This is a genomic window from Rhodoblastus sphagnicola, assembly GCF_002937075.1.
GTDB lineage: Bacteria > Pseudomonadota > Alphaproteobacteria > Rhizobiales > Beijerinckiaceae > Rhodoblastus > Rhodoblastus sphagnicola.
Genome location: NZ_NHSJ01000134.1, coordinates 130,169 through 142,397 on the forward strand (window position 1 = coordinate 130,169; position 12,229 = coordinate 142,397).

10 protein-coding genes and 1 pseudogene are annotated in these 12,229 nt (G+C 64.5%); 6 read left to right on the forward strand and 5 right to left on the reverse strand.

From position 1 onward, the window contains the following. The first annotated feature begins 148 nt into the window (after positions 1–148). Both CCR94_RS22740 and CCR94_RS22745 read left to right on the forward strand, forming a co-directional pair. The gene (locus CCR94_RS22740) at positions 149–439 is read left to right on the forward strand and encodes a YARHG domain-containing protein (protein WP_104510617.1); all 291 of its coding nucleotides are present in this window, start codon (positions 149–151) and stop codon (positions 437–439) included. Positions 440–724: 285 nt separating this feature from the next. Then, the gene (locus tag CCR94_RS22745; protein ID WP_104510618.1) at positions 725–1,543 is read left to right on the forward strand and encodes a ferredoxin--NADP reductase; all 819 of its coding nucleotides are present in this window, start codon (positions 725–727) and stop codon (positions 1,541–1,543) included. A gap of 51 nt (positions 1,544–1,594) precedes the next feature. Here the strand turns inward: CCR94_RS22745 and CCR94_RS22750 are convergent, their stop codons facing one another. Both CCR94_RS22750 and CCR94_RS22755 read right to left on the reverse strand, forming a co-directional pair. Next, positions 1,595–1,987 (reverse strand): thioredoxin domain-containing protein, encoded by a 393-nt coding sequence (locus tag CCR94_RS22750; RefSeq protein WP_104510557.1) that lies wholly within the window; start codon positions 1,985–1,987, stop codon positions 1,595–1,597. A gap of 346 nt (positions 1,988–2,333) precedes the next feature. Continuing rightward, positions 2,334–2,816: a Dps family protein gene (locus CCR94_RS22755; RefSeq protein WP_104510558.1), complete on the reverse strand. Its 483-nt coding sequence runs from the start codon at positions 2,814–2,816 to the stop codon at positions 2,334–2,336. Positions 2,817–2,985: 169 nt separating this feature from the next. Here CCR94_RS22755 and CCR94_RS22760 point away from each other — a divergent pair, with 169 nt between their 5' ends. The 3 genes from CCR94_RS22760 (at position 2,986) to CCR94_RS22770 (ending at position 7,139) form a co-directional block, all read left to right on the forward strand. Next, a complete protein-coding gene (locus tag CCR94_RS22760) occupies positions 2,986–5,052 on the forward strand; it encodes an ATP-dependent helicase (protein WP_206605890.1) in 2,067 nt (688 codons plus the stop codon). Positions 5,053–5,096: 44 nt separating this feature from the next. Continuing rightward, complete coding sequence (gene dinB / locus CCR94_RS22765) at positions 5,097–6,206, forward strand: DNA polymerase IV (protein ID WP_244594187.1); 1,110 nt, start codon at positions 5,097–5,099, stop codon at positions 6,204–6,206. A gap of 150 nt (positions 6,207–6,356) precedes the next feature. Then, a complete protein-coding gene (locus CCR94_RS22770; RefSeq protein ID WP_104510560.1) occupies positions 6,357–7,139 on the forward strand; it encodes a hypothetical protein in 783 nt (260 codons plus the stop codon). Positions 7,140–7,877: 738 nt separating this feature from the next. On the opposite strand, the gene cysG is transcribed toward CCR94_RS22770, so the two are convergent. Together cysG and CCR94_RS22780 are read right to left on the reverse strand one after the other, a co-directional pair. Beyond that, a complete protein-coding gene (gene cysG, locus CCR94_RS22775; RefSeq protein ID WP_104510561.1) occupies positions 7,878–9,287 on the reverse strand; it encodes a siroheme synthase CysG in 1,410 nt (469 codons plus the stop codon). A 1-nt stretch (position 9,288) separates the two neighbouring features. Beyond that, positions 9,289–10,281 (reverse strand): annotated as a pseudogene (locus tag CCR94_RS22780) (glycosyl transferase family protein); the annotation flags it as partial. A 212-nt stretch (positions 10,282–10,493) separates the two neighbouring features. On the opposite strand from CCR94_RS22780, the gene CCR94_RS22785 reads away from it, so the two are divergent. Then, positions 10,494–11,450, forward strand: a complete 957-nt coding sequence (locus CCR94_RS22785) for a PfkB family carbohydrate kinase (protein WP_104510563.1) — start codon at positions 10,494–10,496, stop codon at positions 11,448–11,450. Here the strand turns inward: CCR94_RS22785 and CCR94_RS22790 are convergent. Next, positions 11,414–12,181, reverse strand: a complete 768-nt coding sequence (locus tag CCR94_RS22790; protein ID WP_104510620.1) for a GntR family transcriptional regulator — start codon at positions 12,179–12,181, stop codon at positions 11,414–11,416. The two genes, CCR94_RS22785 and CCR94_RS22790, sit on opposite strands and share 37 nt — an antisense overlap. Between the last annotated feature and the right edge of the window lie 48 nt (positions 12,182–12,229).

Genomic DNA, 12,229 nt, shown 5'->3' on the forward strand with positions numbered 1-12,229 from the left:
GACGGCCCGCGCCGTGGTCGCGGCGGGCGCGTCCGGGCGGCGCGGGTTGACTTGCCACAATGCGGCGCGCGCCCGGTCGTCTATGCTTGACAACGAAATTGCCGGACGCGGGGCGCGTCCACCCGGCGATCAAAGCGCGGAGGGCGTCATGGTGTCTGCCCCGAAACTCATCCTGACAGCTCTGCTGATCGCGTTCGCCTCGACCTTGGCGCCGGGCGCGGTCACGCCGGCCAAGGCTCAGGAGGCCGCCTATATGTCGTGCGGCGAGCTGTGGTATGCGCGCAACAAGATTTATGCGCGCAACGGCTATTGCTTCAAGACCGAGCGCGCCGTCTCCGTGTTCGGCCAGGGCTGCTTCCCGCCCTATGGCCAGCTCGGCGGCTGGGAAAAGGCCCGCGTCGATGAAATCCAGATGTGGGAAGCCCGCAAGGGCTGCTGAAAAGGGCGGCGGGCGCACGCGGCTATGTCCTCGCGAAGCATTTTCCATGCCGGGACCGTTTGTTCCAGATCAAAATTTTAGCCGGGTTTGGCTTGCATTCGCCCCTGTTGCGTTATAGGGGAAAATCCTTGAGTTTACGTCGGTCCTCGCGTCCGGCGACCGGGTCGATGCGAAAGCGCCTCGCTTTTCTCGCGGCTGATTTCGCTCCTGATCATCCTCACCGCGCGTTCAGGCGATGCGCGAGCCGGCCGACGCTTCCGGCGGCCCTATTGGAGACGCATGACGATGACCAATGCCGAAGCCGCCAGCGCCGCGCCGAAGAAGAAAGCCGGCGGCGCCTTCAATCGCGAGACCGTGCTGGAAGTGCAGCACTACACCGACCGTCTGTTCCGCTTCCGCACCACGCGCGATCCGGCCTTCCGCTTCGTCAACGGCCAGTTCGCCATGATGGGCCTCGAAGTGGACGGCAAGCCGCTGCTGCGCGCCTATTCCATGGCCAGCGCCAATTACGAGGACGATCTCGAATTCTTTTCCATCAAGGTGCCGGACGGGCCGCTGACCTCGCATCTTGCGCGGGTGAAAGTGGGCGATCAGGTTCTGATCGGCAGAAAACCCACGGGCACGCTGGTGCAGTCCAACCTGCTGCCGGGCAAGCGCCTCTATATGTTCTCGACCGGCACCGGCGTCGCGCCTTTTTCCAGCATCATCAAGGATCCCGAGGTTTACGACCTCTACGATCACCTGATCCTGATCCACGGTTGCCGCGAGATCGCCGAATTGCAATATGGCCTCGATATCGTCGAAGCCGCCCGGGACAATGAATTCTTCGGCGAGATCGTGCGCGAAAAACTGCTGCACTATCCGACGGTCACCCGCGAACCCTACCAATATCAGGGCCGCTGCACCGATCTGATGGAGTCCGGCAAACTGTTCTCCGATCTCGGCCAGCCCATGATCAATCCCGAGGAAGACCGCGTGATGATCTGCGGCAACCCCGGCCTGCTGCGCGATCTCGTCCGCATGCTGGAACAGCGCGGTTTCAGGGAAGGCTCGGGCGGCGACCCCGCCTCCTATGTGATTGAAAAGGCTTTTGCTGAAGGCTGAAGGATTTGCCCCCGCGGCGTCGCCGCGGGGGTCTTTTCAGTCGCGATCCATTCAGAATTCGGACATCACGCCGGGCTCCGGCGCTTGAGTGCTCCGGCCGGCCAGGAAGGCTGGCCATTCCGCGTCGGTGAGGCCGGCGCCGCAGCGTCCGGCCAGCTTGACCAGAGGGGTGCGGATCAGTTCGGGATCGGCGGTCATGGCCACCAATGCTCCTTGCGCGTGCATGGCGCCCGGATTTATGGCGCCTGACAGAATTTTAGGCGCCCGCGGATCGAACCAGTCCGCCACCGGCCTGTTGCCAAAATACGGACGCAGCAGCGCCGACGTCCAGATTTCCTCCGCGAGATCGCGGATTTCAATGTCGTAGCCATTGTCGGCGAGGGTCTGCTGACAAGGAAAATCACTGGTTTCGCCGGGTTTCACGTAAAAGGTGATTTTCTGCATGGGAAGAACTCCCTGTAGTCGCAGTAGCGAAGAAGCAAAAATCACGCCACGCCACGGTCCTCTGCCACGTGAAGTTGCCGCGTGAACATTACAGCGTGATGACCACGGGCGATATTACTTTCCAGTGGAAAAATGCCGGATCATGAGACGAAATGTGCGGCAAGTCGCCAACGCGCGGAGGCGGAAAACTCGCCTCTCCGCCGGGGAGTCCTGATGTCAAAAGTGGAATCAGGCCTGTCTTCGAGGCGGCTCCAGCGGAGCCGCCTCGGATCATCATGGCCCCGCCCCGGCGTTGCAATGGTGTTGTTCCGACGCCTTGGCCCGTGTCCGGGCTTTTTTCGGCGCCTTATTCTTCCAGCAGGCTGCGCAGCATCCAGGCGGTCTTTTCATGGACATCGATGCGCTGCGTCAGCAGGTCGGCGGTGGGTTGGTCGTTGGCGTCGTTGACCATCGGGAACAGGTCGCGCGCCGTGCGGGCGGTGGCTTCCTGCGCCTCCACCAGATGCTGGATCATGTCGGTCGCCTTCGGCACGCCCTCGACCTCCTTGATCGAGGCGAGTTTGACAAATTCCTTGTAGGTGCCGGGGGCGGGCAGGCCCAGCGCGCGAATGCGCTCGGCGATGAGGTCGAGCGCGGTCCACTGCTCGGTATATTGCTGCATGAACATCACATGCAGCGTGTTGAACATCGGACCCTTCACGTTCCAGTGGAAATTATGGGTCATCAAATAGAGCGTGTAGGAATCCGCCAGCAGATGCGACAGGCCCCCCGCGATTTTTATGCGGACGCCCTCGGGAATGCCGATGTTTATGGTGGACTTCTTGCTCATCTCGATCTCATTTCAATTGTGTGCGAGTGTTGCGCCTTGGCGCCCGATGCCGAAACCGACGCTGCATTTAGGGGGCGCGCGCTGATTTGCGCCAACAGAAAAGCCGGTGTTTTCCGATCGGTTTTTCCGATTAGTTCGCAAGCGTTTGGAACGGCTCCGTGTTCGTTTTATGTTCGAGCGCGAAGACCACCGATTCGGAGCCGTCTTGACCGCCGCCTATCTCGCCAAACTCAACGACGCCCAGCGGCGCGCCGCCGAATTTGGCGTTGAACGCCCGCTGCTGGTCATCGCCGGCGCGGGCTCGGGCAAGACCAACACGCTGGCCCATCGCGTCGCGCATCTGATCGTCACCGGCGCCGATCCGCGCCGCATCCTGCTCATGACGTTTTCACGCCGGGCTTCCAGCGAAATGTGCGCGCGGGTGCGCCGCATCTGCAAGGAGGCCATGGACGCGCGCGCCGACATTCTGGCCGACGCGCTGACCTGGGCCGGCACCTTCCACAGCATCGGCGCGCGGCTGCTGCGCGAACAGGCTTTGAATATCGGCCTCGATCCTGATTTCACCATCCACGACCGCGAGGACTCAGCCGACCTGCTGAACCTCGCCCGCCACGACCTCGGCCTGTCGAAGACGGAAAAGCGTTTTCCCACCAAGGGAACGTGCCTCGCCATCTATTCCCGCGCGGTGAATGCGCAAGCGCCGATCGAAGAGGTTTTGGGGCGCAATTTCCCGTGGTGTGCGGGCTGGGCCGACGAACTGAAAAAACTGTTTGCCGCTTATGTCGAGGCCAAGCAGGCGCAAAACGTGCTCGATTACGACGACCTGCTGCTCTATTGGGCGCAAATGATGCAGGAGCCGGCGCTCGCCGCCGAACTCGGCGCCCGGTTCGATCATGTGCTGGTGGACGAATATCAGGACACCAACCGCCTCCAGGCCAGCATCCTGCTCGGCCTGAAACCGGACGGGCGCGGCCTGACGGCGGTGGGCGACGACGCGCAATCGATCTACGCCTTCCGCGCGGCCGAGGTGCGCAACATCCTGGATTTCCCCGGCCAGTTCACGCCGCCGGCGGAAGTGGTGACGCTGGAGCGCAATTACCGCTCGACGCAACACATTCTTGAGGCCGCCAACAGCGTCATCGCGCTGGCCAAGGAGCGTTTCAGCAAAAATCTCTGGACCGAGCGCACGTCGGCCGAGCGTCCGGCGCTGGTGGTGGTGCGCGACGAAACCGACCAGGCCAATTTTGTCGCCGAGAAGGTTCTGGAGGCCCGCGAAACCGGGATGCGCTTGAAGGACCAGGCGGTGCTGTTCCGCGCCTCCCATCATTCCGGGCCGCTGGAAGTGGAGCTGACCCGCCGCAACATTCCCTTCGTGAAATTCGGCGGGCTGAAGTTTCTCGACAGCGCCCATGTCAAGGACGTGCTGGCTTTCCTGCGCTTTTCGCAGAACCCGCGCGACCGCATGTCCGGCTTCCGCCTGTTGCAACTGCTGCCGGGCGTCGGCCCCGCCGCAGCGCGCAAAATTCTGGACAGGATCGCGCCCGAGGCCGCGCCGCTGCACATGCTGGCGTCACTGCCGGCGCCTTCAAAAACCGGCGAGCATTGGGGCGCGCTGGTTGAAGTTTTACGCGCCCCCTCGTCCTGGCCGTCTGATCTCTCGCGGGCAAAAAACTGGTATGAGCCGCATCTGGAACGGCTGCACGAGGATGCCGTCACGCGGAAAATCGATCTCGCGCAATTGGAGGTCATCGCCCAAAACTATCCCTCGCGCGAAAAATTCCTGACCGAACTCACGCTCGACCCGCCCGACGCCACCAGCGCCGAAGCTGGCGTTCCCTTGCGCGACGAGGATTATCTCATCCTCTCCACCATCCATTCCGCCAAGGGGCAGGAATGGAAAAGCGTGTTCGTGCTCAATGTGGTGGACGGCTGCATCCCCTCCGATCTCGCCACCGGAACCAGCGCGGAGATCGAGGAGGAGCGCCGCCTGCTCTATGTCGCCATGACGCGTGCGAAAGATCATCTGCGGCTGATCACGCCGCAGCGGTTCTTCACCCATGGCCAGCACAGCCGGGGCGACCGCCACGTCTATGCCGCGCGCAGTCGCTTCATCCCGACAGAAATTTTGCCAAACTTCGACACGATCGGCTGGCCGGCGGTGCGCGCCGACGAGAAGGGGCCGGCGCTCCAGACCCGCGTCGATCTTGGCGCGCGTATGCGCGGCATGTGGAAATGAGCGCGGAAGCGCGCACCCCGGCGGCTCCGCCGCCGGGCGCCTCAATGAAAACTCGGAAGATTGTTCACATCGACATGGACGCGTTTTATGCGTCGGTCGAGCAGCGCGACAATCCGGATCTGCGCGGCAAGCCGGTCGCGGTCGGGCATGGCCGCGCGCGCGGCGTCGTGGCGGCGGCGAGTTATGAGGCGCGCTCCTTTGGCGTCCATTCCGCGCTGCCTTCGGTGACGGCGCTGCGCAAATGCCCGGAGCTGGTTTTTACCCCGCCGCGCTTCGAGGTCTATCGCGCCGTGTCGCTGCAAATCCGCGAGATTTTCGCCCGCCACACGCCGCTGATCGAACCGCTGTCGCTGGACGAGGCCTATCTCGACCTCACCGACTATTTGCGGGACGGCGAGACCGCGACGCAGGTCGCCGAAAAAATCCGCGCCGCCATTTTTGCCGAGACCGGCCTCACCGCTTCTGCCGGCGTGTCCTACAACAAGTTCCTCGCCAAAATGGCCTCCGACCAGCGCAAGCCGAACGGTCTGTTCGTGATCACGCCGAAGCAGGGGCCGGGTTTCGTGGCGGCGCTGCCGGTGAAAAAATTCCACGGCGTCGGCCCGGCGACGGCCGACAAGATGAAGCGCCTGGGGATAGAGACCGGCGCCGATCTGCGCGCCTGCGCGCCGGAGTTTTTGACGCAGCATTTCGGCAAGGCCGGCGCGTTCTACTGGGCCATCGCGCGCGGCGAGGATTTGCGGCCGGTCAAGCCCAATCGCGAGCGCAAGAGCATCGGCGCGGAAAACACGTTTCTGCAAGATATTTTCGCGCCGGAGGCGATGCGGGAGAAGATCGCGCCCATCGTGGCAAAAGTTTTCGCCGCCTGCGAGCGCTTAAAAATGTTCGGCCGCACGGTGACGGTGAAAGTCAAATATGCCGACTTCCAGCAAGTGACGCGCGCGCATACGGAAAGCGCGCCGGTCGCGTCGGCGCGGGATTTGTCGCGGCGGTCGCGCGATTTGTTGGACCCGCTGTTTCCGTCGGACAAGGGCGTGCGTCTGCTCGGCGTCACCGTTTCGGGGTTTGACGAGCCAGGGCATGGGACGGATCAACTCGGCTTTTCTTTTCAGGACGAGGCACACGGAGCCGGGCGCGAAACGGACGCGGAATGACGCCGTGGGCGTCGGGGGTCTCGAGGCGGCAAATGCCTCGCCGCGAAAGAAAAAAACGGGGCGGCAAGCACCGCGCAAGGCCGATGAGGCCTGCTGTTTGAGTCGCAATGCTCGCGAATTGAATCGCGAGCCCGACCGCGGAGATTGATCATGCCGTCCCTGGACTCACGCAATGACGAGGCCGCTGGCGCGGCGGACAGGTCGGCCGGTTCGATCGGCGGCGGCGGTATTGCGGCCATCATCGCGTTCGTCGTCCTGGTGACTTATCTGGTCAGTTACGACGCCCCGACGTCGAACACCGCGAAAGTTGCGACGCCGAAACCCGTTGCGGCGGCGCAAGCCCAGAGGGCCGCGCCCCGCACGGCGCCAAAGGACGGGATTGCGCAGCCGCGGGCGTTCCCTCCGATCAAGATTACGCCGGCGAAACTGGAGGGCGACGCCGCCCCGGCGGCGATGGCTTCGCCGGCCGCCGCGCCGCCGGCGCTGGCGGATGAAGTTTTGGAGCCGCAGGGGTTCGGTCCGATCAAGGTCACGCTGGCGGAACCGGAGGACGACATCGCCACAGCGACGATTGCGTCGCCGGCCGCCGCGCCGCCGGCGCTGGCGGACGAGATTTTGGAGCCGCAGGCGTTCGGGCCGATCAAGATCACGCAGGCGGAACCGGATGACGATCTCACCACCGCGTCAATCGTCAAGCGCGCCGCCGCGCCGCCCAAGGGCGCCGCCGCGTCCATCGTCAAGCGCGCCGCCGCGCCATCCAAGGGCGGCGTCAAGCCCGCGATTCACGCCGGTCCCGTCGCCCGTCACACAGCCAAGCCGCATCCCGGCATGACCCACCATGCCGCGCCGGCGCGGCATGGATCGCCCTGCTCCAGGCCGTTCTGCGACCTTCCCTCGGCCAAAAGCGCTCGTCTTCGTGGTTCTCGACCATGAGGGCGGGACCGTCATTGTTGCAACACGCCCCTGCGCGCTTCGGCCTCTGACCCCCTTGGCTGGATTGTTTTTGGCGCCTTAGTCACGGGTTTCGAAGGACGGTTTAGAGAGAATTTCGACCCTTGGTTGCGGTCCATGCGGGCGATATGCGTGAAATCTTGCGGATTTTTGTGAAAAATATGCGAAATTGTGAAAAAAAACGGGTGTTTCCGCATCTACAGCTTTCCGGTTGCGAAAGCGGGGCGGGGTGAAAATGGGCGCCGCGTCGCTTTTGGCGCTGACGATTATTCATTATGAAACAAATGGATATGCTCGCATTTTCCGGCGTTTCACGTGGAACAAAACAAGTACATTCTGCGCCGGACGCGCTCGTTTCGCGGCTTTCCGGTTTTCACTTTCTGTGAAGAGTCCTTTGCCGCTTGCCGTTCTGGCCGCGTCAAGCGGATTGTCCTGACGCCAGTTTAGGAGACTCCGCGAAATAGTCGCGCCAAGTGCGCCTCGGTTCTCCTTCTCCCCTTGCGGGAGAAGGTGGCTCGCGGCGAAGCCGCGAGACGGATGAGGGGGCGCCAATCGCCGCATATCCGTTCGAAATCAGGGGACGAACCTCTCATCCGGCCCCTTCGGTGCCACCTTCTCCCGCAAGGGGAGAAGGAAGGCGCCCGTCTTGTGACGGGCCTTGGGGATAAGTGGCGCCCACCCTTGGCGCCAGAGTCCAAACAAGGCATCGATTCAGTTATTTCACCGCGTCGCCTTAGCGTTCGGCGCGTACCAGTTCAGCTTCTCCCGCAGCTTCACCACATGGCCGATGATGATGATGGTCGGGCCTTTCAGACCCGCCTCCACCGCCTTGGCCGCGAGATCGGAAATCGTGCCGGTGACCGTGACCTGGTTGGGGCGCGTGCCGTTCTCGATCACGGCGGCGGGCAAGGCGGGGTCGGCGCCGCGCTTGAGGAATTCCTGCATCAGGAAATCGAGATGGGCGAGGCCCATATAGACGGCCACGGTTTGATTGGGCCGCAGCAGGGTGGACCAGTCGAGATCGATCGGGCCGTCCTTGCCGTGGCCGGTGACGAAGACGCAGGATTGCGCGTAATCGCGGTGGGTCAGGGGAATGCCGGCATAGGACGAGCAACCGCTGGCGGCGGTGACGCCGGGCACGACCTGAAACGGAATGTTGTGATCGGCGAGCTTGTCGATTTCCTCGCCGCCGCGCCCGAAAATGAAGGGGTCGCCGCCCTTGAGCCGCAGCACGCGCTTGCCCGCTTCAGCGAGCCGCACCATCAGTTCGCCGATTTCCTCCTGCGGCAGGGCGTGGTGGGCGCGTTTCTTGCCGACATAAATGCGTTCGGCGTCGCGGCGCGCCCGCTCCAGTATGGCCGGCTCGACCAACCGGTCGTAGAGCACGACATCGGCCTTCTGCATCAGCCGGAAGGCGCGGAAGGTGAGGAGATCGGGATCGCCCGGCCCGGCGCCGACCAGATAGACCTCGCCCCTGACGTCATGGTCCGGGGAGGAGCCATCGGGCCGCGTCCGCCAGATTTCATGGTCGAGCATGGCGCGCGCGCCGACCTCGTCGCCGGCCAGCGCCATTTCCACCGCCGGGCCGTCGTAAAAGCGCTCCCAGAAGCGCAGCCGCGCCGAATGGCTCGAAAGCTTGTCGGCGAGCGCGGCGCGGCCTTCGCCGGCCAGCGTCGCCAGCCGGCCGTAAGCGGCGGGGATGAGGGTTTCGAGCCGGGCCTTCAGGATGCGCCCGAGCAAAGGCGCCTCGCCCCCGGTCGATATGGCGACGATCAGCGGCGAACGGTCGAGCACGGACGGATTGATGAAATCGCTGATATCAGGGTGATCGGTGACATTGACCAGCGCGCCGGCTGTTCGCGCCCGCACCAGCAGCGCCGCGTCTGGCGGCTCGTCCCCGTCCGGCGCGACATAGCACAGGGTGCAGCCGGCGAAGGCGTCGTCGGCGGTCAGATCGCCCCGTGTAAAAGCATCGAGGGCCGAAAACTCCTCGCAGGGGTTTTGCGCGAACACCACGACCTCGGCGCCGCCGGAGAGCAGGGTGGCGGCGCGGCGCGCGGCGATGGGGCCATTGCCGACGACGGCGATGCGCCGGCCTTTTAACGTGAGGAAGAGAGGCTGCCGGTCCATGTCAGGGTTTCATCCATGCGCCGCAGTCGCGGGCGCTCCAGAGCCGCGTCGCCAGCGCCTGCGCGGAAACCTGGTCCGGCGCCGCGCCGCTGGTTTTCAGCGCCAGCGCCATGGTGCCGGTGATGGCGGCTTCCGCATAGGGGTTTGTTTCGCCGCGCCAGACCGCGACGAGATGTTTTGGGTCCATGTCGTCGTCAGGAGATTGCCTCGGCTCCTCCATCAGCGGCTCCCAGCGCTCCTCGAACGGAACGCCGTCGCGCAGGCCGAGCGTCTCGCAGGGTTTTGCCGGACGGCGCTCGATTTCGCCGCCCTCGCCGCGAAACGCGATCATGTTGGTCTCGCCCAGAATCTCGGCGGCGCCGCGATGGGTCGCCATGTAGTTCAGATGAAAAACGCCTTGCAGCAGGCAGGGCGCCGCAAAGGGATTGATCATGCGCGCGAGGGTGTGGACCGGCGAACGCAGGCCGAGGATCGCCTTGAAACCCATCATGCGCGCCAGCGGCGGGCTGATCGCGGCGAGATCGAGATAGGCGAAATTGCGCCGCGCCAACATCGCGCCGGCTTCGGCGAGGTCGCGCGCCGGCGCGACGCCGAGGGCATGCAAAACTTCGCCGGTGTAGAGCCGGCCCGGAGTATGGCCGTCGCAGCCATGCATGAACACTTTTCGCCCGGATTGCGCCAGACAGAAGGCGGCGAGCAGGAACCAGGGCAATTGTCGCTTCTTGCCGGCATAGGAGGAGAAATCGATGTCGGCGCCGGCCAGACCCGCCGGCAGGGTTTTACGCACAGCGCGCGTGAAACCCGCGATTTCCGCGGGGCTTTCCTCCTTGACGCGCAGCAGCATCAGGAAGGCGCCGATCTGCTCGGGCAGCACGTCGCCGGCGAGGATCATGGCCATCGCCTCCTCGGCCTCCTCGACGGCGAGGGCGCGCGACAGATTGCGGCCGCGTCCGAGGATGGCGATGAAACGGGCGAAAGGGTGCTGCGACATGGGCCTTTCCTGGGTTCGCCTTCCTTATCACGGCTTGCGCGCTTTGACGAAGAGGCGAAACCGGCTTTGTCGCCGGGCGGGATGCGGCGCGAAGTCACGCCTTCCCAGCGCGCTTCCCCTTCGACAGTTGGATGTTATTTGATCTTGAGCAAAGCTAGGCTCCAAATCAGCCAAGAGGCCTCAACCAAGAGGCTTCAACGAAGGGGAGATGGGGCATGCGGGCTTTCGTCGTCGGCAATTACATCAGCGTCAATTTCCTGTTCGTTCCGTCGTTGCCCCAGGCGGCCCAGACGGCCGCGGCGACCGGCTATTTCCATGACCATGGCGGCAAGGGCCTCAATCTCGCGGTTGGCCTGCACCGCCTCGGCGTCGCGACCGATCTGCTGGTCGCGGTCGGCGACGATGCGCCGGGGCGCGCCGTGACGCGGCTGCTCGGCGAGATCGGCATGGCCACGGACCATGTCCACGGCGTCGCGGCGGCCTCGGGCTTTGGCGTCGGGCTGATCGCGCCCGACGGCGGCAACATGCTCGTGGCCTATATGGGGGCCAATGCGTTGCTGGACGAGACCCATGTCGCGCGCGCCCGCGACAACATCGAGGCCGCCGCCTTCTGCCTCGCGCAATTCGAATCGCCGGATGAGCCGATCCTGGCCGCCTTCCGCATCGCCAAGACGGCGGGCCGCGCCACCTATCTCAATCCCTCGCCCTGGCGCGAACCGACCGAGGAACTGCTGGCGCTGACCGACATCCTCGTGGTCAACGAACCCGAGGCGATGGATTTTCTGAATCTTGACGCGGCGGGCGCTCCGGCCGAGGTCTACGCGGAAAAACTTCCCGAACTGGCGCGCCGGCGCGGCTGGCGCGGCGCCTTGCTGGTGGTCACCCTGGCCGAGCGCGGCGCCGTGGCGCTCAAGGGGGACGCCTGTCATGTGGCCCCGGCCTTCGCCATCGACCAGATCGACGCGACGGGTGCCGGCGACGCCTTCGGCTGCGGACTGGTGTCAGCCCTTGCGGCGGGCGAAACGCTCGACGCCGCGCTGACCAGGGCCAACGCTTGCGGCGCCATCGTCGCCGCTAAAACAGGCGTGTTCGACACGCTGCCGCGCGCGGAAGAGGTCGCGGATTTCCTCGCCCGTCAGTTGGTGGACCACGGCTCCAGATTGAGCCGGTAGGTATAGGAATCGCCTCGGAACGTGCCCTCGACATATTCGACGATCTGGCCGGACGTCGCGCGGGTCTTGCGCTTGATCAGCAGGCAGGGCTGCGGCGTTTCGAAGCCGAAGGCGGCGTTTTCCTCGTCGCTGCTCAGCACCGCCTCGATGCTCTGTTCGGCCTCGCCCAACCGGACGCCGCAGACATGAGAAAGCTGGTGATAGGCGGAGCCCTCGACATTCCAGTCGGCCATGTCGGGCGCGAGCGTCAGGTCGAACCAGGCGATCTCGCGCGACAGCGGCGCGCCGTCGCCGAGCCGCAACCGCACCAGTTTCAGGAAATGCGCGGTGGACGGCCGGTTGAACACCGAGGCGATCACCCGGTCGCGGACGATGTCGCGCGACAGCACGCGCGTCGACGCCTCCACGCCCAGTTCGCGCATTTCGTCGGTAAACCCCTTGAGACGGCCCATGCGCGGCGACAGCCGCGGCGGGGCCTTGGTCACAGCGCCGCTGCGCCGGCTGGTGCTGAGCAGATCGTCCTTGCGCAATTCCTCGTAGAACCGGCGCACGGTGGTGCGGCTGAGATCGAGCTTTTCGGCGAGCAGGCGCTCGGCCGGCAGGCTCTGTCCCTCGCCGATTTCGCCGGTCTCCAGCATCTTGTTGAAGGCGCGCGCCATCTGCTTGTAGACAGGTTCGGCCAAACCCCGATCCGGCGCGAGGGATTCGATGAGTCGTTCACTGGAGAGCATGATATTCAATGGTCTTCCAATTCCATTCGAGCCGGGATTCGAAGCACC

Coding starts and splice junctions, on each gene's coding strand:
- CCR94_RS22760 (WP_206605890.1), top strand. CDS start 2,986: ATGTTCGAGCGCGAAGACCACCGATTCGGAGCCGTCTTGACCGCCGCC.
- CCR94_RS22785 (WP_104510563.1), top strand. CDS start 10,494: ATGCGGGCTTTCGTCGTCGGCAATTACATCAGCGTCAATTTCCTGTTC.
- CCR94_RS22755 (WP_104510558.1), bottom strand. CDS start 2,816: ATGAGCAAGAAGTCCACCATAAACATCGGCATTCCCGAGGGCGTCCGC.
- dinB (WP_244594187.1), top strand. CDS start 5,097: ATGAAAACTCGGAAGATTGTTCACATCGACATGGACGCGTTTTATGCG.
- cysG (WP_104510561.1), bottom strand. CDS start 9,287: ATGGACCGGCAGCCTCTCTTCCTCACGTTAAAAGGCCGGCGCATCGCC.
- CCR94_RS22740 (WP_104510617.1), top strand. CDS start 149: ATGGTGTCTGCCCCGAAACTCATCCTGACAGCTCTGCTGATCGCGTTC.
- CCR94_RS22770 (WP_104510560.1), top strand. CDS start 6,357: ATGCCGTCCCTGGACTCACGCAATGACGAGGCCGCTGGCGCGGCGGAC.
- CCR94_RS22745 (WP_104510618.1), top strand. CDS start 725: ATGACCAATGCCGAAGCCGCCAGCGCCGCGCCGAAGAAGAAAGCCGGC.
- CCR94_RS22750 (WP_104510557.1), bottom strand. CDS start 1,987: ATGCAGAAAATCACCTTTTACGTGAAACCCGGCGAAACCAGTGATTTT.
- CCR94_RS22790 (WP_104510620.1), bottom strand. CDS start 12,181: ATGCTCTCCAGTGAACGACTCATCGAATCCCTCGCGCCGGATCGGGGT.